Source organism: Flavobacterium cupreum (assembly GCF_003996965.1).
Lineage (GTDB): Bacteria > Bacteroidota > Bacteroidia > Flavobacteriales > Flavobacteriaceae > Flavobacterium > Flavobacterium cupreum.
This window is the reverse complement of the sequence record NZ_QWDM01000006.1, coordinates 248,119-269,616: the sequence shown is the minus strand read 5'-3', so window position 1 is coordinate 269,616 and position 21,498 is coordinate 248,119. Positions and strand designations below refer to the sequence as shown.

General features: G+C 34.6%; 29 protein-coding genes. 27 read left to right on the top strand and 2 right to left on the bottom strand.

Annotation, left to right across the window (positions count from 1 at the left end; all coding sequences use genetic code 11):
- Positions 1–7: 7 nt before the first annotated feature.
- From rplX to ctlX, 22 genes are all read left to right on the top strand, one after another.
- Positions 8–322, top strand: coding sequence for a 50S ribosomal protein L24 (gene rplX, locus D0817_RS11475; protein WP_007803650.1), 315 nt, complete (start codon positions 8–10; stop codon positions 320–322).
- Positions 323–324: 2 nt separating this feature from the next.
- Positions 325–876: a 50S ribosomal protein L5 gene (gene rplE, locus D0817_RS11470; protein ID WP_017495015.1), complete on the top strand. Its 552-nt coding sequence runs from the start codon at positions 325–327 to the stop codon at positions 874–876.
- Between the two features lie 3 nt (positions 877–879).
- Positions 880–1,149 carry a 30S ribosomal protein S14 gene (gene rpsN, locus D0817_RS11465; RefSeq protein WP_007803655.1) on the top strand — a complete coding sequence of 90 codons (270 nt, stop codon included), beginning with the start codon at positions 880–882 and terminating at the stop codon, positions 1,147–1,149.
- Positions 1,150–1,253: 104 nt separating this feature from the next.
- A complete protein-coding gene (gene rpsH, locus D0817_RS11460; protein WP_007803657.1) occupies positions 1,254–1,652 on the top strand; it encodes a 30S ribosomal protein S8 in 399 nt (132 codons plus the stop codon).
- Between the two features lie 18 nt (positions 1,653–1,670).
- Positions 1,671–2,213 carry a 50S ribosomal protein L6 gene (gene rplF, locus D0817_RS11455; RefSeq protein ID WP_042565877.1) on the top strand — a complete coding sequence of 181 codons (543 nt, stop codon included), beginning with the start codon at positions 1,671–1,673 and terminating at the stop codon, positions 2,211–2,213.
- An 11-nt stretch (positions 2,214–2,224) separates the two neighbouring features.
- Positions 2,225–2,575, top strand: coding sequence for a 50S ribosomal protein L18 (gene rplR, locus D0817_RS11450; protein WP_127338521.1), 351 nt, complete (start codon positions 2,225–2,227; stop codon positions 2,573–2,575).
- A 3-nt stretch (positions 2,576–2,578) separates the two neighbouring features.
- Positions 2,579–3,103: a 30S ribosomal protein S5 gene (rpsE, locus tag D0817_RS11445; RefSeq protein WP_085950926.1), complete on the top strand. Its 525-nt coding sequence runs from the start codon at positions 2,579–2,581 to the stop codon at positions 3,101–3,103.
- 12 nt (positions 3,104–3,115) lie between these two features.
- Positions 3,116–3,298 (top strand): 50S ribosomal protein L30, encoded by a 183-nt coding sequence (gene rpmD / locus D0817_RS11440; RefSeq protein ID WP_017495010.1) that lies wholly within the window; start codon positions 3,116–3,118, stop codon positions 3,296–3,298.
- Between the two features lie 11 nt (positions 3,299–3,309).
- Positions 3,310–3,762 carry a 50S ribosomal protein L15 gene (gene rplO, locus D0817_RS11435; RefSeq protein ID WP_007803667.1) on the top strand — a complete coding sequence of 151 codons (453 nt, stop codon included), beginning with the start codon at positions 3,310–3,312 and terminating at the stop codon, positions 3,760–3,762.
- Between the two features lie 13 nt (positions 3,763–3,775).
- Complete coding sequence (gene secY, locus D0817_RS11430) at positions 3,776–5,122, top strand: preprotein translocase subunit SecY (protein ID WP_089049758.1); 1,347 nt, start codon at positions 3,776–3,778, stop codon at positions 5,120–5,122.
- A 7-nt stretch (positions 5,123–5,129) separates the two neighbouring features.
- Entirely contained in the window at positions 5,130–5,345 is a 216-nt protein-coding gene (gene infA, locus D0817_RS11425) for a translation initiation factor IF-1 (protein ID WP_007136545.1), read from the top strand.
- A 12-nt stretch (positions 5,346–5,357) separates the two neighbouring features.
- A complete protein-coding gene (gene ykgO, locus D0817_RS11420) occupies positions 5,358–5,474 on the top strand; it encodes a type B 50S ribosomal protein L36 (RefSeq protein WP_072945378.1) in 117 nt (38 codons plus the stop codon).
- Positions 5,475–5,476: 2 nt separating this feature from the next.
- Positions 5,477–5,851 carry a 30S ribosomal protein S13 gene (gene rpsM / locus D0817_RS11415; RefSeq protein ID WP_007803675.1) on the top strand — a complete coding sequence of 125 codons (375 nt, stop codon included), beginning with the start codon at positions 5,477–5,479 and terminating at the stop codon, positions 5,849–5,851.
- 8 nt (positions 5,852–5,859) lie between these two features.
- A complete protein-coding gene (gene rpsK, locus D0817_RS11410) occupies positions 5,860–6,243 on the top strand; it encodes a 30S ribosomal protein S11 (RefSeq protein ID WP_007803677.1) in 384 nt (127 codons plus the stop codon).
- A 92-nt stretch (positions 6,244–6,335) separates the two neighbouring features.
- Complete coding sequence (gene rpsD / locus D0817_RS11405; RefSeq protein WP_035619621.1) at positions 6,336–6,941, top strand: 30S ribosomal protein S4; 606 nt, start codon at positions 6,336–6,338, stop codon at positions 6,939–6,941.
- Between the two features lie 21 nt (positions 6,942–6,962).
- Entirely contained in the window at positions 6,963–7,955 is a 993-nt protein-coding gene (locus D0817_RS11400) for a DNA-directed RNA polymerase subunit alpha (RefSeq protein ID WP_127338520.1), read from the top strand.
- Positions 7,956–7,991: 36 nt separating this feature from the next.
- Positions 7,992–8,480, top strand: coding sequence for a 50S ribosomal protein L17 (gene rplQ / locus D0817_RS11395; protein WP_127338519.1), 489 nt, complete (start codon positions 7,992–7,994; stop codon positions 8,478–8,480).
- Between the two features lie 244 nt (positions 8,481–8,724).
- On the top strand, positions 8,725–9,843 hold the full coding sequence (gene carA / locus D0817_RS11390; protein WP_127338518.1) for a glutamine-hydrolyzing carbamoyl-phosphate synthase small subunit: 1,119 nt from the start codon (positions 8,725–8,727) through the stop codon (positions 9,841–9,843).
- 100 nt (positions 9,844–9,943) lie between these two features.
- Positions 9,944–11,236 carry a phosphopyruvate hydratase gene (gene eno, locus D0817_RS11385; protein WP_059114067.1) on the top strand — a complete coding sequence of 431 codons (1,293 nt, stop codon included), beginning with the start codon at positions 9,944–9,946 and terminating at the stop codon, positions 11,234–11,236.
- A gap of 155 nt (positions 11,237–11,391) precedes the next feature.
- The gene (locus D0817_RS11380; protein ID WP_127338517.1) at positions 11,392–12,669 is read left to right on the top strand and encodes a citrate synthase; all 1,278 of its coding nucleotides are present in this window, start codon (positions 11,392–11,394) and stop codon (positions 12,667–12,669) included.
- Positions 12,670–12,735: 66 nt separating this feature from the next.
- On the top strand, positions 12,736–13,650 hold the full coding sequence (locus D0817_RS11375) for a dimethylarginine dimethylaminohydrolase family protein (protein ID WP_127338516.1): 915 nt from the start codon (positions 12,736–12,738) through the stop codon (positions 13,648–13,650).
- 85 nt (positions 13,651–13,735) lie between these two features.
- A complete protein-coding gene (ctlX, locus tag D0817_RS11370) occupies positions 13,736–14,671 on the top strand; it encodes a citrulline utilization hydrolase CtlX (protein ID WP_127338515.1) in 936 nt (311 codons plus the stop codon).
- An 84-nt stretch (positions 14,672–14,755) separates the two neighbouring features.
- Here the strand turns inward: ctlX and D0817_RS11365 are convergent, their stop codons facing one another.
- Both D0817_RS11365 and D0817_RS11360 read right to left on the bottom strand, forming a co-directional pair.
- Complete coding sequence (locus D0817_RS11365) at positions 14,756–15,160, bottom strand: helix-turn-helix domain-containing protein (RefSeq protein WP_127338514.1); 405 nt, start codon at positions 15,158–15,160, stop codon at positions 14,756–14,758.
- Between the two features lie 123 nt (positions 15,161–15,283).
- Entirely contained in the window at positions 15,284–15,913 is a 630-nt protein-coding gene (locus D0817_RS11360) for a MarC family NAAT transporter (protein ID WP_127338513.1), read from the bottom strand.
- A gap of 154 nt (positions 15,914–16,067) precedes the next feature.
- On the opposite strand from D0817_RS11360, the gene D0817_RS11355 reads away from it, so the two are divergent.
- The 5 genes from D0817_RS11355 (at position 16,068) to D0817_RS11335 (ending at position 21,473) form a co-directional block, all read left to right on the top strand.
- Positions 16,068–16,433: a CoA-binding protein gene (locus tag D0817_RS11355; RefSeq protein WP_127338512.1), complete on the top strand. Its 366-nt coding sequence runs from the start codon at positions 16,068–16,070 to the stop codon at positions 16,431–16,433.
- A gap of 109 nt (positions 16,434–16,542) precedes the next feature.
- Positions 16,543–17,163 carry a recombination mediator RecR gene (gene recR, locus D0817_RS11350; RefSeq protein ID WP_127338511.1) on the top strand — a complete coding sequence of 207 codons (621 nt, stop codon included), beginning with the start codon at positions 16,543–16,545 and terminating at the stop codon, positions 17,161–17,163.
- A gap of 71 nt (positions 17,164–17,234) precedes the next feature.
- Positions 17,235–18,023: a polysaccharide biosynthesis/export family protein gene (locus D0817_RS11345; RefSeq protein ID WP_127338510.1), complete on the top strand. Its 789-nt coding sequence runs from the start codon at positions 17,235–17,237 to the stop codon at positions 18,021–18,023.
- Positions 18,024–18,037: 14 nt separating this feature from the next.
- A complete protein-coding gene (locus tag D0817_RS11340; protein ID WP_127338509.1) occupies positions 18,038–20,479 on the top strand; it encodes a polysaccharide biosynthesis tyrosine autokinase in 2,442 nt (813 codons plus the stop codon).
- A gap of 10 nt (positions 20,480–20,489) precedes the next feature.
- Positions 20,490–21,473 (top strand): SDR family oxidoreductase, encoded by a 984-nt coding sequence (locus tag D0817_RS11335; RefSeq protein WP_127338508.1) that lies wholly within the window; start codon positions 20,490–20,492, stop codon positions 21,471–21,473.
- Positions 21,474–21,498: the final 25 nt, after the last annotated feature.

The window sequence follows — 21,498 nt, the reverse complement described above, 5'->3', positions numbered from 1 at the left end:
TTTTAAGATGATAAAGCTAAAAATTAAATCAGGAGATATCGTAAGAGTTATTGCTGGAGACCATAAAGGTGCTGAAGGTAAAGTTCTACGTGTTTACCGTGAGAAAAATAAAGCGATAGTTGAAGGTGTAAACATGGTTTCGAAACATACAAAACCAAGTGCTAAAAACCCTCAAGGTGGTATCGTTAAGAAAGAAGCTTCTATACAAATATCTAACATTTCACTAATTGATCCTAAAACAAAGGAAACAACTAGAGTTGGTATTAGAGTAGAAGGAGATAAGAAAGTAAGATTTTCAAAAAAATCTAATCAAGTACTATAGTAATGGCATATACACCTAGACTAAAAGAAGAATATAAGAGTAGAGTAATCTCTGCTCTTAAAGAGGAATTCGGATATACAAACGTAATGCAAGTTCCAAAACTTGAAAAAATCGTTTTGAGCCGTGGAGTTGGTGCAGCTGTATCTGATAAAAAACTTATTGACTATGCAGTTGATGAGTTAACAAAGATCACTGGACAAAAAGCAGTATCTACAATTTCAAAGAAAGACGTTGCGTCATTCAAATTGAGAAAAGGGATGCCTATTGGAGCAAAAGTTACTTTACGTGGTGAAAGAATGTATGAGTTTTTAGATAGACTTATTACTTCTGCTTTACCACGCGTTAGAGATTTTAGTGGTATCAAAGCTACTGGTTTCGACGGAAGAGGTAATTACAACCTTGGAGTTTTGGAGCAAATCATTTTCCCTGAAATTGATATTGACAAAGTAAACAAAATTTCAGGAATGGATATTACATTTGTTACTACTGCAAAAACAGACAAGGAAGCAAAGTCATTATTGGCTGAATTAGGATTACCTTTTAAAAAGAATTAAGACATGGCTAAAGAATCAATGAAAGCCCGTGAGGTGAAAAGAGAGAAAACGGTAGCTAAGTATGCTGAGAAAAGAAAAGCTTTGAAAGAAGCCGGAGATTTTGAAGGTTTACAAAAATTACCTAAAAATGCTTCACCAGTTCGTTTACACAATCGTTGTAAATTAACAGGCAGACCAAGAGGTTATATCCGTCAATTTGGTATTTCACGTGTAACTTTCCGTGAGATGGCTAATAACGGGTTAATTCCTGGAGTTAAAAAAGCATCTTGGTAATCTCGCAATAAGTTAGTACTTTTGCAAACCAAAAAATAATTTTAATTGATTAAAGGTTCGGGAGGCGAGTGCCTCCCGAAAACCATAATCGCAATCAAATACATATGTATACAGATCCTATTGCAGATTATTTGACTAGAGTTCGTAACGCTGTGGCTGCAAACCACAAAGTTGTTGAAATTCCAGCTTCTAATCTAAAAAAAGAAATAACCAAGATCTTATTTGATCAAGGTTATATCTTGAGTTACAAATTTGAGGACAACACCGTTCAGGGTTCAATCAAAATTGCTTTGAAGTATGATAAAGATACTAAAGAGCCTGTAATTAAAGATATCCAAAGAATTAGTAAACCTGGTTTACGTAAATACGCAGGTGCTGCCAAATTACCAAGAATCCTTAACGGATTAGGAATTGCAATTGTTTCAACTTCAAAAGGTCTTATGACTGGAAAACAAGCGAAACAATTAAATGTAGGTGGTGAAGTAATTTGTTACGTATACTAATTTTAAAGACTAGATAAGATGTCAAGAATAGGTAAAAGCCCAATTGTAATCGCTGCTGGAGTAACTGTAGAAGTTAAGGACGGTATCGTTACGGTAAAAGGAAAAAAAGGTCAACTAACTCAGGAGTTTTCGGACATTACTGTAAAAGTTGAAGGCGATCAGGTTCTGTTAGAAAGATCGTCTGATCATAAAGACCAAAGAGCAAAACACGGATTATACAGATCATTGATCAATAACATGATTATTGGTGTGTCTGAAGGTTTTACAAAGGAACTTGAATTAGTTGGAGTTGGTTACAGAGCTTCAAACCAAGGTCAAAAGTTAGATTTAGCTCTTGGATATTCTCACAATATTGTTTTAGAAATTGCTCCAGAAGTAGCTCTAGAAACAATATCTGAAAAAGGTAAAAACCCTATCGTAAAATTAACATCATTTGATAAACAACTTTTAGGTCAGGTTGCTGCGAAAATCAGAGGTTTCCGTAAGCCAGAGCCATATAAAGGAAAAGGTGTTAAATTTGTGGGTGAAGTATTAAGAAGAAAAGCAGGTAAATCAGCTTAAAAAATAAGATTATGTCATTAACAAAATCTGATAGAAGACAGAGAATTAGATTCAGAATTAGAAAAACGATTAGTGGTACTGCTACTAACCCAAGACTATCTGTATTTAGAAGTAACAAAGAAATTTATGCTCAACTTATTGATGACGTAAACGGAGTTACTATATTAGCTGCATCTTCAAGAGAAAAAGAAATAGGAAAAGGTACTAACGTTGAAGTAGCTGCTGCAGTTGGAAAACTAGTTGCTGAAAAAGCGTTAAAAGCCGGGATTGATACCATCACTTTTGACAGAGGTGGATATTTGTATCACGGTCGTATTAAATCATTAGCAGAAGGCGCAAGAGCGGCTGGACTTAAATTCTAATATATTATGTCTAAATACAAAAATGTAGAATTGGTAAAACCAAGTGGTCTTGAACTTAAAGATCGTCTGGTAAGTGTTAATCGTGTTACTAAAGTTACAAAAGGTGGTAGAGCTTTCGGTTTTTCTGCTATTGTAGTTGTAGGTGATGAAAACGGAGTAGTTGGTCACGGATTAGGAAAATCTAAAGACGTTTCTGAAGCAATTGCGAAAGCAGTAGAAGATGCTAAGAAAAATTTAGTAAAAATTCCTTTGAACGGACAATCTGTTCCTCACGAACAAAAAGGTAAATTTGGTGGTGCACGTGTATTCTTAATTCCTGCTTCCCATGGTACAGGAGTTATTGCTGGTGGAGCTGTTCGTTCAGTTCTTGAGTCAGTAGGTATTCACGATGTATTATCTAAATCTCAAGGATCATCAAATCCTCATAACGTGGTAAAAGCAACTTTTGATGCTTTATTACAAATGAGAAGCGCTCACACTGTTGCAAAACAAAGAGGTGTTTCTTTAGAAAAAGTTTTTAAAGGTTAATTCAAGGAAATTATGGCTAAATTATTAGTAAAACAAGTAAGAAGCAAAATCAACTGTCCTCTTTCTCAAAAGAGAGGTTTGGAAGCTTTAGGTCTACGTAAAATGGGACAAGTTGTAGAGCATGATTCAAACCCTGCTATCCTTGGTATGATAAACAAAGTTAAACACTTAGTTTCTGTCGAAGAAGCTAAATAACAAATACTGTTATGAATTTAAGTAACTTACAACCAGCTGAAGGGTCAACACACAATCAAAATAAAAGATTAGGTAGAGGAGAAGGTTCAGGAAAAGGTGGTACTTCTGCAAGAGGTCACAAAGGAGCAAAATCTCGTTCTGGTTATTCTAAAAAGATTGGTTTTGAGGGAGGGCAAATGCCACTTCAAAGACGTGTGCCTAAGTTTGGTTTCACAAACATCAATCGTAAAGAATACGAAGGTGTTAATTTAGATACGCTTCAATTATTAGTAGACAATGGTGTGATTACTGATTCTGTTTCTATGACAGATTACGTAGCAAATCGTCTGGCTACCAAAAATGAGATCGTTAAGATTTTAGGTAGAGGAGAATTGAAAGCAAAATTAAAAGTAACTGCCCACAAATTTACTGCTACTGCAAAAGCTGCTATTGAAGCTGCTGGTGGAGAAGCTGTAACTATATAACTTATCTATTAAGATGAAGAAATTTATTGAATCAATAAGTAATGTTTGGAAAATCGAAGAACTGAAAAATAGAATCTTAATTACATTAGGGTTGCTTTTGGTTTATCGTTTTGGTGCACATGTAACGCTGCCTGGTATTGACGCAACTCAATTAACAGGTTTAGCGGGACAAACTAAAAATGGTTTAGGATCTATCCTGGACATGTTTACAGGAGGTGCTTTCTCTAAAGCTTCAGTTTTTGCTTTAGGTATTATGCCTTATATTTCTGCATCTATTGTTGTTCAGTTGATGGGAATTGCGATTCCTTATTTACAAAAACTTCAAAACGATGGAGAGAGTGGCAGAAAAAAGATTAATCAAATCACTCGTTGGTTGACTATAGCTATTACACTGGTTCAAGGTCCAACTTATATCTACAATTTATACAGAACGTTACCTGGAAGTGCATTCTTACTAGGCTTTAATTCACCTGAATTTTTGTTCTCTTCTGTTATTATCTTAGTTACTGGTACAATTTTCGCTATGTGGCTTGGAGAAAAAATTACGGATAAAGGTATTGGAAATGGAATTTCATTGTTGATTATGGTTGGTATCTTAGCGCGTTTACCGCAAGCTTTTATACAAGAATTTACAACCAGAGTTACCAATAACAATGGAGGTCCAATGTTATTAGTTATTGAAATTATTGTGTGGTTATTAGTAATTATATCTTGTGTATTGCTTACAATGGCAGTACGTAGAATCCCTGTTCAATACGCTCGTCGTACTACAACTGGAGATTACGAGCAAGATTTAGCAGGTGGTAATAGACAATGGATTCCTCTTAAGCTTAATGCTTCAGGAGTTATGCCAATTATTTTTGCGCAGGCAATTATGTTTATTCCTGCAGCTGTAGCTGGATTGTCTAAATCAGACACATCACAATCTATCGTTGGAGCATTTAGTAATATATTTGGATTTTGGTATAATTTTGTTTTTGCAACTTTAATTATTGTATTTACATTTTTCTATACTGCTATCACGGTACCTACTAACAAAATGGCTGATGATTTAAAGAGAAGCGGTGGTTTCATTCCGGGAGTTCGTCCGGGAGCTGAGACTTCAGATTTTCTTGATAAAGTGATGTCTTTAATAACTTTCCCAGGATCTTTATTCCTTGCTTTGATTGCTGTGTTCCCAGCTATTGTTGTAAGTATTATGGATGTACAACAATCTTGGGCAATGTTTTTTGGAGGTACCTCATTAATAATTATGGTTGGTGTTGCGATAGATACTATTCAACAAATCAATTCATACTTGTTAAACAAACATTATGATGGTTTAATGAAGACTGGTAAAAATAGAAAAGCGGTAGCTTAATATATTTATGGCAAAACAATCAGCAATAGAACAAGACGGATCAATCATCGAAGCATTATCAAATGCGATGTTCCGTGTAGAGTTAGAAAATGGACATATCGTAATTGCTCATATTTCTGGTAAAATGCGTATGCATTACATCAAGTTATTACCTGGTGATAAAGTGAAACTGGAAATGAGTCCTTATGATTTGTCAAAAGCAAGAATTACTTATCGATATTAAAGGATATTCACTATGAAAGTTAGAGCATCAGTAAAAAAGAGAAGTCCCGAGTGCATTATTGTGCGTAGAAAAGGGAGATTGTACGTAATAAACAAAAAGAATCCTAGATTTAAACAAAGACAAGGATAATTATGGCAAGAATAGCAGGGGTAGATATCCCGAAAAATAAAAGAGGTGTTATAGCACTTACCTATATCTTTGGATTAGGAAGAAGTAGAGCAATTGAGATTTTAGAAAAAGCTCAAGTTAGCCAAGACAAAAAAGTTCAAGATTGGAATGATGACGAGATCGGAGCGATTCGTGATGCAGTTTCATTTTACAAAATTGAAGGAGAATTACGTTCAGAGGTTTCTTTAAACATCAAACGTTTAATGGATATTGGTTGTTACAGAGGTATCCGTCATAGATCTGGTCTTCCGTTAAGAGGACAAAGAACTAAAAACAACTCTAGAACAAGAAAAGGTAAAAGAAAAACTGTTGCGAACAAGAAAAAAGCAACTAAATAATAAGTAATATGGCTAAAGCAACTGCAAAAAAACGTAAAGTTATCGTTGAATCAACGGGTGAAGCTCATATTTCTGCCACTTTCAACAACATTATCATTTCTTTGACTAATAAGAAAGGTGAAGTTATTTCTTGGTCTTCAGCTGGTAAAATGGGTTTCAGAGGTTCTAAAAAGAACACTCCGTACGCGGCTCAGATGGCAGCAGAAGATTGTAGTAAAGTAGCTCTTGAGGCAGGACTTAAAAAAGTAAAAGTTTATGTAAAAGGACCAGGAAACGGACGTGAGTCTGCTATCCGTTCTATTCATAACGGTGGAATTGAAGTGACTGAGATTATCGATGTTACTCCAATGCCTCACAACGGATGTCGTCCTCCAAAAAGACGTAGAGTTTAATACTCAAAATTTAATATAGTATAACCTAGATAGAACATAGATTATCGAAGGATAAGACCTGAATTCATAATCTCTATCTTAAACAATTTAAAATGGCAAGATATACTGGTCCTAGTACAAGAATCGCTCGTAAATTTGGCGAAGCAATCTTCGGAGATGATAAATCTTTCGAAAAAAGAAATTACCCACCCGGACAACACGGGATGGCTAAAAAAAGAGGAAAAAAATCTGAGTATGCTGTTCAGTTAATGGAAAAGCAAAAAGCTAAATATTCTTACGGAATTTTAGAAAAACAATTCAGAAATTTATTCGAAAAAGCATCAGCGACTAAAGGAGTTACTGGTGAAGTTTTATTACAATTATGCGAAGCAAGATTGGATAACGTAGTTTTCAGAATGGGTATCGCTCCTTCTAGAAGAGGTGCACGTCAAATCGTATCTCACAGACACGTTACTGTAAATGGTGAAGTTGTTAATATTCCTTCTTACCACCTTAAGCCTGGTGATAAAGTTGCAGTTCGTGAAAAATCTAAATCTCTAGAAGCTATCGAACGTTCTTTATCAAATTCAAGTCATGTTTATGAATGGATTACCTGGAACAATGATCTTAAAGAAGGAACTTTTGTTTCTGTACCTGCAAGACTTCAAATTCCAGAAAACATTAAAGAACAATTAATCGTAGAGTTGTACAACAAATAATAATTGACTTAGTCGAAATTTATGGCAATATTTAATTTTCAAAAGCCCGATAAAGTTATCATGATCGATTCAACCGATTTTGAAGGTAAATTCGAATTTAGACCTTTAGAACCTGGTTATGGATTGACTGTTGGTAATGCACTTAGAAGAGTTTTGCTTTCAGCATTAGAAGGTTATGCAATTACATCTGTTCGTATCGAAGGTGTAGATCATGAGTTTTCTACTATTTCAGGTGTTGTTGAAGATGTTACCGAAATTATCCTTAATCTAAAACAAGTACGTTTCAAACGTCAAATTGAAGATATCGATAATGAAGCAGTTACTATTTCTGTTTCTGGTAAAGATCAATTAACAGCAGGTGATTTTCAAAAATTTATTTCAGGTTTTCAAGTGCTGAACCCAGACCTTGTTATCTGTAACTTAGATCCTAAAATCAAATTGAACTTCGATTTAACAATCGAAAAAGGTAGAGGATACGTTCCTGCTGAGGAGAACAAAAAACAGAACGCTGCAATTGGTACCATTTTTACAGATTCTATTTTTACCCCGGTAAAAAATGTAAAATATGCAATTGAAAACTTCCGTGTTGAGCAAAAAACAGATTACGAAAAATTAGTTTTTGAAATTAAAACTGATGGTTCTATTAATCCAAAAGATGCTCTTACTGAAGCTGCTAAAGTTTTAATTCACCACTTCATGTTATTTTCTGACGAAAGAATTACACTCGAGGCTGACGAAATTGCACAAACAGAATCGTATGATGAAGAGTCATTGCATATGAGACAATTGCTTAAAACTAAGCTTGTTGATATGGATTTATCTGTGAGAGCATTAAATTGCTTGAAAGCGGCTGAAGTTGATACACTTGGTGATTTAGTATCGTTCAATAAAAATGACCTAATGAAATTCCGTAATTTTGGTAAAAAATCTTTAACTGAACTTGATGAACTTGTTGCAGTTAAAAATTTAACTTTCGGAATGGATTTAGCTAAATACAAATTAGATAAAGAATAATTCAATCCGCTACGGCGGATTAAATTTAAAATAGCAATGAGACACGGAAAAAAATTCAATCACTTAAGCAGACAGACTGGACATAGAAAAGCTATGTTGGCTAATATGGCTTGTTCTCTTATCGAGCACAAACGTATTAACACTACTGTTGCTAAAGCTAAAGCGCTTAAACAATTCGTTGAGCCTTTAATTACAAAATCAAAAGAAGATACGACTCACAACCGTCGTATTGTTTTTGCTTACTTACGTAGTAAATATGCTGTAACTGACTTGTTCAGAGACGTAGCTGCTAAAGTTGGTGACCGTCCAGGTGGATACACTCGTATCATTAAAGTTGGAAATCGTTTGGGAGATAATGCTGATATGGCAATGATCGAACTTGTAGATTTCAATGAACTTTACAATGGAGGTAAAAAAGAAGTTAAAAAAGCAAAAAGCCGTCGTGGTGGTAAAGCAAAAAAAGCTGAGGAAACTTCTGAAGCTCCAGCTGCTGAGTCAGAATCGACTACTGAAGCTTCTGAATAGTTATGAAAGTAATGATTCTATAGAAATCAAGGATAAACTAATTTTTAGTTTATCCTTTTTTTTTGATTTTTTTTAAATTAAAATTTAACTTATTTCTATAGTTAGGTTTTATTTTTATGAATGAAATTTTTAATTTTTTTTGGAAGCACTCTTTTAAAGAAGTAAATTTGCAAAATATCTAATTATAAATGAAATGGGCCTGCCGGATTTCATTAAACAATTATAAAAAACAATACAACTAAGAATGAAATACACTACACGACAAAGCGCCATTCTATTACTAAGCGACGGAACTATTTTTCACGGTAAATCTATTGGTATTAGTGGTAAAACTTTTGGAGAGGTTTGTTTTAATACTGGAATGACCGGATATCAGGAGATTTTTACAGATCCTTCTTATTTTGGTCAGATAATGGTGGCTACCAATGCCCATATTGGAAACTATGGTGTTAATGATTTGGAAATTGAATCTGATAGCGTCAAAATTGCTGGTTTAGTTTGTAAAAACTTCAGTTTTAATTATTCAAGAGAAGATTCTTCCGGAAGTTTGGAAGATTACTTTATAAAAGAAAATTTAATCTGTATTTCTGATGTCGACACGAGAGCTCTGGTAAGTTACATTCGTGACAATGGCGCTATGAATGCTGTTATTTGTACAGACGGAACTTCTGTTGAAGATTTGAAAAAAGAGTTGGCAAATGTGCCAAATATGGAAGGTTTAGAGTTGGCATCAAAAGTTTCAACTACTGAACCTTATTTTTTTGGAGATGAGAATGCAACTTATAAGATTTCAGCTTTAGATCTTGGAATTAAAAAGAACATATTAAGAAATCTTGCTAAAAGAGATTGTTATATTAAAGTTTTCCCATACAATTCGACGTATAAGGATTTGGCGGAATTTAATCCGGACGGATACTTCCTGTCAAATGGCCCCGGGGATCCGGATCCTTTATTCGGAGCTATAGAAGTTGCAAAGGAAATTATAAAAAATGACAATCCATTGTTCGGAATTTGTTTAGGACACCAGATTATTGCCTTAGCAAACGGAGTTAAAACTTATAAAATGTTCGGTGGACATCGTGGAATTAATCATCCTGTAAAAAATCTTCTAACCGGTAAAGGGGAAATTACTTCTCAAAATCATGGATTTGCTGTAAAAAGAGAAGCTTTAGATGGTCATCCGGAATTGGAGATTACGCATGTACATCTAAATGATGATACTGTTGCCGGAATGCGTATGAAAAATAAGAATTGTTTTTCGGTACAATATCACCCTGAAGCAAGTCCCGGACCACATGATTCGTCTTATTTGTTTGATCAGTTTGTTGAGAATATAAAACTGGTTGCTGCTAAAACGATATAGTTAATAAGTAAAGGCGTTTAATATTAAGAATGCATTTTTTCTATTAAATATTTTTATAATTTCGAAAAAAAATATAATTTATTAATAAAAAACAAAAATAATGAGTATTATAATTAAAGTTCACGCAAGACAAATTTTTGATTCCAGAGGAAATCCTACTATTGAAGTTGATGTTGTAACAGAAAACGGAGTTTTAGGTAGAGCAGCTGTTCCATCGGGAGCTTCAACTGGAGAACATGAGGCTGTTGAATTACGTGACGGAGGAAAAGCATTCTTAGGAAAAGGAGTTTTAAATGCAGTGAATAATGTAAATACTGTTATTGCTGAAGAATTAGTTGGAACTTCTGTTTTCGAACAAAATACAATTGATCAGTTAATGATTGATTTAGACGGAACTCCAAATAAATCTAAATTAGGTGCTAATGCAATTTTAGGAGTTTCTCTTGCTGCTGCAAAAGCGGCTGCTAATGAACTTGGATTACCTTTATACAGATATGTTGGCGGGGTTTCTGCTAATACGTTACCTGTACCAATGATGAACATCATCAATGGAGGTTCTCACTCTGATGCTCCTATCGCATTTCAGGAGTTTATGATTTTCCCTGTAAAGGCAACTTCATTTACACATGCTATGCAAATGGGAACTGAAATCTTCCATAGCCTTAAAAAAGTATTGCACGACAGAGGTTTAAGTACTGCAGTAGGTGACGAAGGTGGTTTTGCTCCTAACTTAGCCGGTGGTACTGAAGATGCTTTAGATACTATTAAACTGGCAGTTGAAAAAGCTGGATATACTTTCGGTGACGAAATTATGATTGCTCTTGACTGTGCTGCTTCTGAATTTTATGTAAACGGAAAATACGATTATACTAAATTTGAAGGTGAAACCGGAAAAATCAGAACTTCTGAAGAGCAGGCTGATTATTTAGCTGATCTGGCTGCTAAATATCCAATTATTTCTATCGAAGATGGTATGTACGAAGATGACTGGGATGGATGGAAATATTTAACTGAAAAAATTGGACATAAAGTTCAGTTAGTAGGTGATGATTTATTCGTTACTAACGTGGAGCGTTTATCAACTGGAATTGAAAGAGGAATTGCTAATTCAATTTTAGTGAAAGTAAACCAAATTGGTACTTTGACAGAAACTATTGCAGCTGTAAATATGGCTAAAAATGCAGGATATACTTCAGTAATGTCTCACCGTTCAGGAGAAACAGAAGATAATACTATTGCTGATTTAGCTGTAGCGTTAAACTGTGGTCAGATTAAAACAGGTTCTGCTTCACGTTCTGATCGTATGGCAAAATACAATCAATTATTAAGAATCGAAGAAGAGTTAGGAAGTACTGCTTATTTCCCTGGGTTAAACGCCTTCAAGATCAAATAATCGTAAGACTTATATATTGAAATTAAACCATTCGTTTGTTCGGATGGTTTTTTTTTGGAGTTTTAACAAATTCATAGCAGGATTCTTTTTTTAATTAGTCTTAAATTCCTTAGATTTGATAAATTATTATTTTAAAGATTTATTTCCGATATATTATGTCAAAAATAGCTACATTAGAAGTAGATGGTCAAAAAATTGAACTTCCGGTAATCACTGGGAGCGAAAATGAATCAGCTATCGATATTAACAAATTACGTGATTTAACTGGTATTATTACAATTGATCCGGGATATAAAAATTCTGGTTCTTGTAAAAGTGAAATCACCTTCTTAGACGGAGAATTAGGAATTTTGCGTTATAGAGGATACTCAATTGAAGATTTAGCTGAAAAGGCTAATTTTCTGGAAGTATCATATCTTTTAATTTTTGGAGAACTGCCAACTGCAGAAGAATTGGAGCAGTTCGAAAATGGTATCAAAAAACATACTTTGGTAAACGAAGAAATGAAAAATATCATTGACGGTTTTCCAAAAACAGCACATCCAATGGGTGTTTTGTCTGCTTTGACAAGTGCTTTAACGGCATTTAATCCAAAAGCGGTAAATGTGGAGAATGAAAAAGAAATGTACGAAGCCATTTGTAAAACAATGGGTAAATTTCTTGTAATTGCTACCTGGACTTATAGAAAATCTATGGGGTATCCTTTGAATTATTACGATAACACAACAGGTTACGTTGATAATTTTATGCAATTAATGTTTAAATTACCTACAGGACCTTACTCAGCAAATCCTGTTATTGTTGACGCTTTAGATAAATTGTTTATCCTTCATGCAGATCACGAGCAAAACTGTTCTACTTCAACAGTAAGAATGGTTGGTTCTTCTCATGCCGGTTTATTTGCTTCTATCTCTGCAGGTGTTTCTGCTCTTTGGGGACCACTTCACGGAGGTGCAAATCAGGCAGTTCTTGAAATGCTTGAGGAAATTAATAAAGATGGTGGTGATACGGACAAATTTTTAGCGAAAGCAAAAGATAAAAACGATCCTTTCCGTTTAATGGGATTTGGTCACAGAGTTTATAAAAACTTTGATCCAAGAGCTAAAATCATCAAAAAAGCAGCTAAAGAAGTATTAGAAACTTTAGGTGTGGATGATCCTATTTTAGAAATTGCCAAAAAATTAGAATCAGCTGCTCTTGAAGACGATTATTTCAAATCAAGAAATTTATATCCAAACGTAGATTTCTATTCCGGGATTATTTACAGAGCATTAGGTATTCCAACCGATATGTTTACAGTAATGTTTGCTATAGGAAGATTGCCGGGATGGATCGCACAATGGAAAGAAATGCGTGAAAATAAAGAACCAATCGGAAGACCAAGACAAATTTATACGGGACACCCTTTGAGAGACTTTAAGTCTAACAGATAAAATAACTTTAAAAGCTTCACTTAACTGTGAAGCTTTTTTTATATTTGCCCAAAATATAATAAAGTTATGTTGCAATTAAATGTAAAGAACGAAACGTCAAGATTACGTGCCGTAGTTTTGGGTTCTGCTGTTCATAATGGGCCAACTCCATCTATTGATGAGGCCTATGATCCTAAATCATTGGAACATATTAAGGCAGGAACTTATCCTATTGAAAAAGATATGGTTGCTGAAATGGATGCTTTTAATGCTGTTTTTCAAAAGTACGATGTAACAGTCTATCGTCCTGAGATGATCGAAAATTACAACCAGATTTTTGCCAGGGATATTGGTTTTGTTATTGATGATACTTTTGTTAAATCTAATATTTTACCGGACCGAGAAAGAGAACTGGATGCTATTCAATATGTACTAGATCAGATGGATGCAACAAAAGTGGTTCGTCCTCCGGAAGAAGTTCATATCGAAGGCGGGGATGTCATGCTTTGGAACGATCATATTTTTATCGGAACTTATAAAGGAAGTGATTACAAAGATTATATCACTGCCCGAACCAATATGCAGGGTGTAAATTATATTAAAGCCTTATTCCCGAATAAAATAGTTAAAGAATTTGATCTGGTTAAATCTAAACTTGAAGCAAGAGACAATGCCTTACATTTAGATTGTTGTTTTCAGCCGGTAGGAAAAGATAAAGGAATTATCTATAAAAGAGGATTCCGAGAAGAGGCAGATTATCTGTACTTAGTAAACCTTTTTGGAAAAGAAAACTTATTTCACATCGAAAGAAATGAAATGTACCATATGTTTTCGAATGTGTTTTCAATAGATACGAATGTGGTGGTTTCAGAGAAAAACTTTACCAGACTTAACAATTGGTTACGTGCAAATGGTTTTACGGTGGAAGAAATTCCATACGCTGAAATTGCCAAGCAGGAAGGGTTGTTGAGATGTTCGACTTTACCTTTAATTAGAGACTAAAAAATGAGTTTCAAGTTTCAGGTTTCAAGTTTTACGTTCTTTACGAAACTTGAAACCTGAAACCTGAAACAAAAATATAAAGATTATGAAACAAACTACAAATGCCATCGTAATGATTCGTCCGGTAGCTTTCAGGATGAATGAGCAAACGGCTGTAAATAATTATTACCAAAAAGTATTAGACGGACTTTTGCCAAGTACGGTAAATGCGAAAGCACAACAGGAATTTGATGCTTTTGTAGAAAAACTGAGAGCGGTAGGAGTTGATGTTACAGTTATTGAAGATACGCTTGAAACAGATACGCCCGATAGTATTTTTCCAAACAACTGGGTTTCATTCCATGAAAATGGTGATGTGGCATTGTACCCTATGTTTGCCGAAAATCGTCGTCAGGAACGTCGTGAGGATATTTTAGACACTCTTGAAGACAAAGGTTTTGAAATTGCCAATATAATGGATTATACGTCGGCTGAAGAAGACGGGTTTTTTCTCGAAGGAACAGGAAGTTTACTTTTAGACAGAGCTAATGCAAAAGCATATTGTGCTTTGTCACCTCGCGCCGATGAGGAGTTATTTATTGAATTCTGCGAAGATTTTGATTATGCACCGGTAATTTTCGAAGCATTTCAAACTGTTGATGGCGAGCGTAAACTAATTTATCATACCAATGTAATGATGTGTTTGGGTGAAACTTTTGCTGTTATTTGTGCAGATTGTATCGATGATAAAAAAGAACGCAAAATGGTTCTGGATAACCTAAAAGCAGATAAAAAAGAGATTATTCTTATTACAGAAGCTCAGGTAAATAATTTTGCCGGAAATATGCTGGAAGTAAAAGGAACAAACGATAAAAAGTATCTTGTAATGAGTGCCTCGGCTCACCAGAGTTTAACTCCAAAACAAATCACGCAATTAGAAGCCCATGCTGAAATTTTGAGCTCAAGCCTGGATACCATCGAAGCTTGTGGCGGAGGAAGTGCAAGATGCATGATGGCGGAAGTATTTTTGCCAAGAAGTTAAAAGCGAAATAATAAAATTTGATATTAAAAAGGCTCAACTATTTAGTTGAGCCTTTGTTTTTTTTATAAATTATGATGTCTAATGCTACTTATTGATTAGTTTTTCAAGCCTTGCCATCATTTCATCTTTTTCTTTCAGCATACGCTCGTATAACTCAATTTTTTCTTCATGCAGCTTGATTAGTTTCTCAATTGGGTTATTATTGAAAGTTGGGTTGTAATTTATCAGGCCCTGAGTATCATGAAAAGTATTAGAAATAATATTTATAGCCTGCTCTTCATCAAAATTCTGAAAAGCTTCCACAGGAATTTTTAAGGCATGTGAAATTTGATCCAGGATAGCATCTTCAATTACATCTTTTTGCTCCAGCATAGAAATTTTCTTTTGATTCCAGTCATTTCCCAGATCAAAAGCCAATGATTCCTGTTTGATACCAAGCATTTCTCTGAAACGTTTTACGTTTCTTCCCTGATGTATTTTCTGTTCCATAATAAATATAAATTTCTAAAGGCTCAAAGATAAAGCCATTTCGATTAAAAATTCCGAGTTTTAAAGATAAAAAAATATCCTGTAAAATATTATTTTTGTAAGAATATTATAGTATAAAATAAATTACATCAGATTTCCTTTTACAATATTAATGATTGAACTAACGATATATTGAATTCCGATTGAGATAACAATAAATCCAACAATTCTGGAAATGGCCACAATTCCTGAGGCTCCTAATATTCGGGCTAAATAATGGGCACTTTTTAAAATAACATAGATTGCAACGGCGATAGCCAGAATAGCCAGACAGGAAAAAATTATTTCTTCCATTTGATGATGCTCCTGATAAAAGGCAATCAACAGGGAAATTGATCCCGGGCCTGCAAGCATTGGTATGGCCAAAGGCGTTAAGGCGATGTCATTTCGTTGCTGTGCATCGGTTTCTATTTTTTTATTTATTCCTCGTTTTTTATTGAATTTTCCGGAAAGTAAGGAGAATCCTGAGTTTACAATTACAATTCCGCCTGCAATTCGAAGTGCGTCAATGCTGATTCCAAAAAAAGTCAATACATATTGGCCAATAAAAAAAGAAACAATCAAAATGATGAAAACGTTTATAGCGGTCCATAATGAAATTCTCGAGCGCTCTTTTTGGGAGTCATGCTGTGTCAGTCCCACAAAAATGGGAACGGTGCCAATGGGGTTCAATACTGAGAAAAGAGCGGCAAATAAATAAATGAATAAATCCATGTTGTCTGGGTTAGTGAAGTAAAAATAGTCAATTTTTAACATTTCATGGCATATTCATGTTTCGATATTGTTTTTTTTATTGCTGGTATTTCTGTGAAAATAACCTAAAATAAGCTCATACTTTTTGATTACTTTTGTAGCATATTTTAAAATGATGAAAAACAAAAAAACTTTAGTTCTGGGTGCTACCACAAAACCAGACCGCTACGCTTATAAAGCCATAAATGCATTGGTTCAAAAAGGACACACTGTTTTGGCAATTGGTCAGAATACCGGTGAAGTTGCAGGTGTGAAAATTTACACAAAAGCAATCCCGGTCAAAAATATTGATACTGTAACTTTATATTTAAATCCTTCCCGTCAGCGTGATTACTATAATTATATTATAGAAGCACAGCCAAAAAGAGTCGTATTCAATCCCGGGACTGAGAATCCTGAATTATATCAATTACTGGAGCTGAATAACATCAAGGCAGAAGTGGCTTGTACTTTGGTTTTGCTGGCTACAAATCAATATTAATTTTTTTTAGCATTTTTTCGGGTATCTTTTTTTGCTGATTAACGATGATAGAAAGTTTGATTGTTAGTAAGCCGGAATAGAAAAACCATAAAATAGTACTTTTGCAGTTATGGAATTTTCATCAAAATTGATCGAAAAAGCAGTCAGTGAAATGTCGCAATTGCCCGGAATCGGTAAGAGGACGGCTTTGCGGTTGGTTTTGCATTTATTGAAACAGCCTAAAGAACAAACTGGCTTTTTATCCCAGGCATTATTAAACATGCGCGAGGATATTAAGTTTTGTAAAAGCTGCCATAATATTTCAGATACAGAAGTGTGTGAAATTTGTGCTAATTCAACAAGAAATCATCAGCTGATTTGCGTAGTCGAAGACATTCGGGATGTAATGGCTATTGAAAATACAGGGCAATACAAAGGTATTTATCATGTTCTGGGCGGAAAAATTTCTCCTATAGAAGGCGTTGGCCCAAGTCAGTTAAATATCTCCACTTTAGTGGAAAAAGTAAAATCGGGAATCGTTACAGAGATTATTTTTGCCCTGAGCTCTACAATGGAAGGCGATACGACAAATTTCTATATCTACAAACAAATTGGTGAATCGGATATCGTAATTTCAACAATTGCGAGAGGTATTTCAGTAGGGGACGAGTTGGAATATGCAGACGAAGTTACACTGGGAAGAAGTATTTTGCACCGTATTCCGTTCGAAAAAACTTTCAAAAACAATTAAATAAGATCAATTAAAAGGTAGATTTTCTGAAGATTAAAGGAAAACCTATATTTGCCGATAAAATATTTACAATGACAAAAAACAGCTTTTATATATTACTATTGACTGGTGTACTATTTACATCCTGCATTCCTGTAAAAGACCTGGTGTATTTACAGGATAAAAATACCTCAGGTGAGCAAAATACTGTCGCAGCTGTTGAGTCTAAGCCTTACAGATTGCAAACAAATGATGTAATAACCGTCGATATTAAGGCAATTGATCCTAAATTGGTTTCTATTTTCAGCAAGTCTAATTCAGGGGTAACAGACAAATCAGAGTCCGCTTTGTATTTTGACGGATTTACAGTGGATGATCATGGAAATATCAGAATGCCGATTTTAGGCGAAATAAATGTTATTGGCTATACACTTGAGGAAGTACGGTTAATGATTGAAAAAAAATTACTTGAAGAATATTTTAAAAGTGAGGCTAATATTTTTGTTACGGTAAAATTAGCCGGTTTCAGATACACGATCAATGGTGAGGTTGGAAGCATGGGCACAAAAACATTATTCCAGTCACACGTAAATATTATGGAGGCTATTGCAAATGCGGGCGATATTACAACGGTAGGAGATCGAAAAGCGGTAACCGTAATTCGTCAAACGCCGACGGGCGTTCAGATGCATGATATTGACCTGACAGATGCCAATGTAATGAAGTCTCCCTATTATTATTTGCAGCCCAACGATTACATTTACGTAAAACCATTAAAGCAGAAAACATGGGGAACAGGGCAGACCGGTATACAATCTATAAGTACTGTCATTACTTTGCTTTCATTGGCCACAACAGTTTATTTGCTTCTTAAAAATTAAAACCAGATTCAGAGATGTTAGATATAAAGGATTTTTCGATGTTTGAAAATCATTCGAATTTTGATTTTAAGGGGCTTTTGCTAAAGATTCTGAGTTATTGGAAATGGTTTCTTATTAGTTTAATAATTGCCTTTACAATTGCATATCAGGTAAATATTCGAAAAGAAAAAATTTACGGAATGCAAACCATGATTTCCATTGAGGAAGAAAGTAATCCGTTTTTTACTTCAAATACCAGCCTGGTTTTTAACTGGGGCGGGATTTCGGATCAGGTAAACGGGATTTCAACCATCCTAAAGTCAAGATCACATAATGAACTTGTGGTTGATAAATTACAGTTCTACACTGATTATCTTACGCAGGGAAAATATAACCTGGTGGATTCTTATGGCGAAGTACCTTTTTATGTAAACATTGATAAATCGAGAGGACAGCTTGCCAATACTTTAATCGGTATTAAGTTTTTAAGTGAAAATGTATACGAAATCAGAATTCCGTTTGAGACTAATTCTGTTTCCTTAATAACGTATTCCAAAAATACTTATTCGAATACTTCAGTTCAGCCTGTAGAATTCGTGAAAAAATATAAAGCCGGAGAGCAGGTTTCGCTGCCTTTCCTGAACTGGAAACTACAAATAAATGACAACCCTGGACTTTATAAAGGGAATGAGTATTTTGTTCGGTTTAATGATTTTGATAATACCGTTTCTAATTACAGAGCGATTGATGTAAGTGCTGATGATAAAGGAGGTTCGTTGCTGACTTTGTCTTTACAAGGCACAAACAAAGCAAGAATGGTCGATTATCTGAATTCAACCGTAAAAATGCTGATTAAAATTCAGCTCGACGGAAAAAACCAATTTGCAAACAATACAATACGATTTATTGACAGTACTCTTGTCGCAATGGAATCTCAACTGAAAGAAAATGGCAATGAGCTGAAATCTTTCCGAAAGGATAAGAATATTTATGAGATTGAAGACGGGGGAGCCAAGTTTTCGGATAAAATTATGGATTTTGATGTTCAGAAAGATTTGATTTCCAGGAAAATTGCCTATTACAATTCATTAAAAACATATCTGAATAATAGCGTCGATTATTCACGTTTGCCGGCGCCGTCGGTTGCAGGAATCGAGGATCCGAATATTGTTGTAAATGTTTCAAAACTTATTGCACTTTCCACACAAAGATCCGAAATGTCCTATGCGGTAAAAAGTGATAAGATTTTTAAGGATTTTGACAATCAGATGCATGCTGTTAAAGATGTACTGCTGGAAAATATCATCAGCGCCAAATCCTCATTATTGTATGACTTGTCGATGATAAATGCGAAAATTGGTCAGGCTGAAAGTACTGTTAAAAGACTTCCCGAAGAACAACAGGAATTATTGAAAATTAAAAGAAAATATGATTTAAATGACAATATTTATACGGAGTTTCTTCAAAAACGAAATGAAGCAGAAATTGTAAAAGCATCCAATTTGTCAGATATCCATTTTATTGATCCGGCAAAAGATATTGGCGGAAATCTCATTGGACCTAAAACTTCTGCAAACTATGTACTGGCCCTGTTTCTGGGTATGCTGATTCCTTTGCTGATTGTTTTTGTGATTTTCTTCGTTAATAATTCAATTCAAAATATAGAGGATATTAATAAATTAACGCAAATTCCTCTTATTGGGGTTATTGGTGTTAATAAAGACAATATCAACCTGGCAGTATTCGATAAGCCGAAATCGGCGCTTTCAGAATCATTTAGAACAATTCGTTCTTCCTTACAGTTCCTTTATAAAAAACAACGGGTTAGCGGAGCAAAAACTTTAATGATTACGTCCTCGATAAGCGGAGAAGGTAAAACTTTTTGTTCCATAAATATTGCTACTGTATTTGCTTTAAGTGAAAAGAAAACAGTGATAATAGGTTTGGATTTGAGAAAACCCCGATTAGCTGACGAGTTTAATCTGACAAACAATCTGGGAGTAGTTAATTACCTCATTAAACAGAAAAGCCTGGAGGAAATAACCAATCCGACAAGTATTGCAAATCTTGATGTTATTCTTTCCGGTCCGATTCCGCCAAATCCTTCCGAACTTATTTTAAGTGAAGCGATGAAGGAACTGATAGACGAATTAAAGCAAAAATACGATTATATCATCCTGGATACACCTCCTGTCGGATTAGTGTCGGATGCTTTAGAGCTGGCCCAGTATGCAGATGTTACCTTGTATATTGTGAGACAAAATTATACCAAAAAGGATATGATTACTTTGTTGAATAACAGGATAAAAAGAGGAGAACTAAACAATGCAAGTATCGTTTTAAACGGATATGAAAATAAAGCCAAATACGGTTCCGGATACGGATATGGTTATGGAGCTTATTCTAACGGATATCATGAAGAAGAAGAGCAAAAGAGTTTTGTAAAATCTATTTTCAGTAAATGGAATAAAAAATAATTTGACGTACATGGAAATATCAGCTCAATATACAATTTTAATTACAGGAGGTGCCGGTTTTATTGGTTCAAACTTATGCGAGCATTTTCTAAAATCGGGACATAAGGTTGTTTGTCTGGATAATTTTGCGACAGGGCACCGCCATAACCTGAAAGATTTTATTGAGAATCCAAATTTCAGATTAATTGAAGGTGATATTCGTAATATTGCCGATTGTGTTTTGGCTGTAGAGGGAGTTGATTATGTTTTGCATCAGGCTGCTTTAGGTTCTGTTCCGAGATCCATAAATGATCCGATAACAACGAATGATGTAAATGTATCCGGTTTTTTAAATATGCTAACAGCCTCCCGCGATGCTAAAATAAAAAGATTTATATATGCAGCAAGTTCGTCTACCTACGGAGATTCTGAAGGATTGCCGAAAGTAGAAGAGGTTATTGGTAAGCCACTTTCACCATATGCCATAACCAAATATGTAAATGAATTATATGCTGAAATTTTCAGTAAAACTTATGGATTAGAAACGATAGGATTACGTTACTTCAATGTTTTTGGAAGAAAACAAGATCCAAGCGGAGCCTATGCCGCGGTTATCCCTAAGTTTGTTATGCAGCTTATGAACTACGAAAGCCCTGTAATTAACGGTGATGGGAATTATTCCCGTGATTTCACCTATATTGATAATGTAATTCAGATGAATGAACTGGCTATGACAAGCCAGAATCAGGACGCCGTAAATACTATTTATAATACAGCATTTGGAGATCGGAATACCTTAAATGATCTGGTAGGCTATCTGAAAAAATACTTAGCGGAATTTGATGCAAAAATTGCTGATGTAGAAATTATTTATGGTGCAAACAGAGCAGGAGATATTCCGCATTCACTGGCAAGTATTGAGAAAGCTAAAAACAAGTTGGGGTACAATCCGAAATATTCTTTACAGGAAGGATTAAAAGAAGCAGTAAGCTGGTACTGGAATAATTTGAAATAAAAACCAAGATTAAGATAATACATAA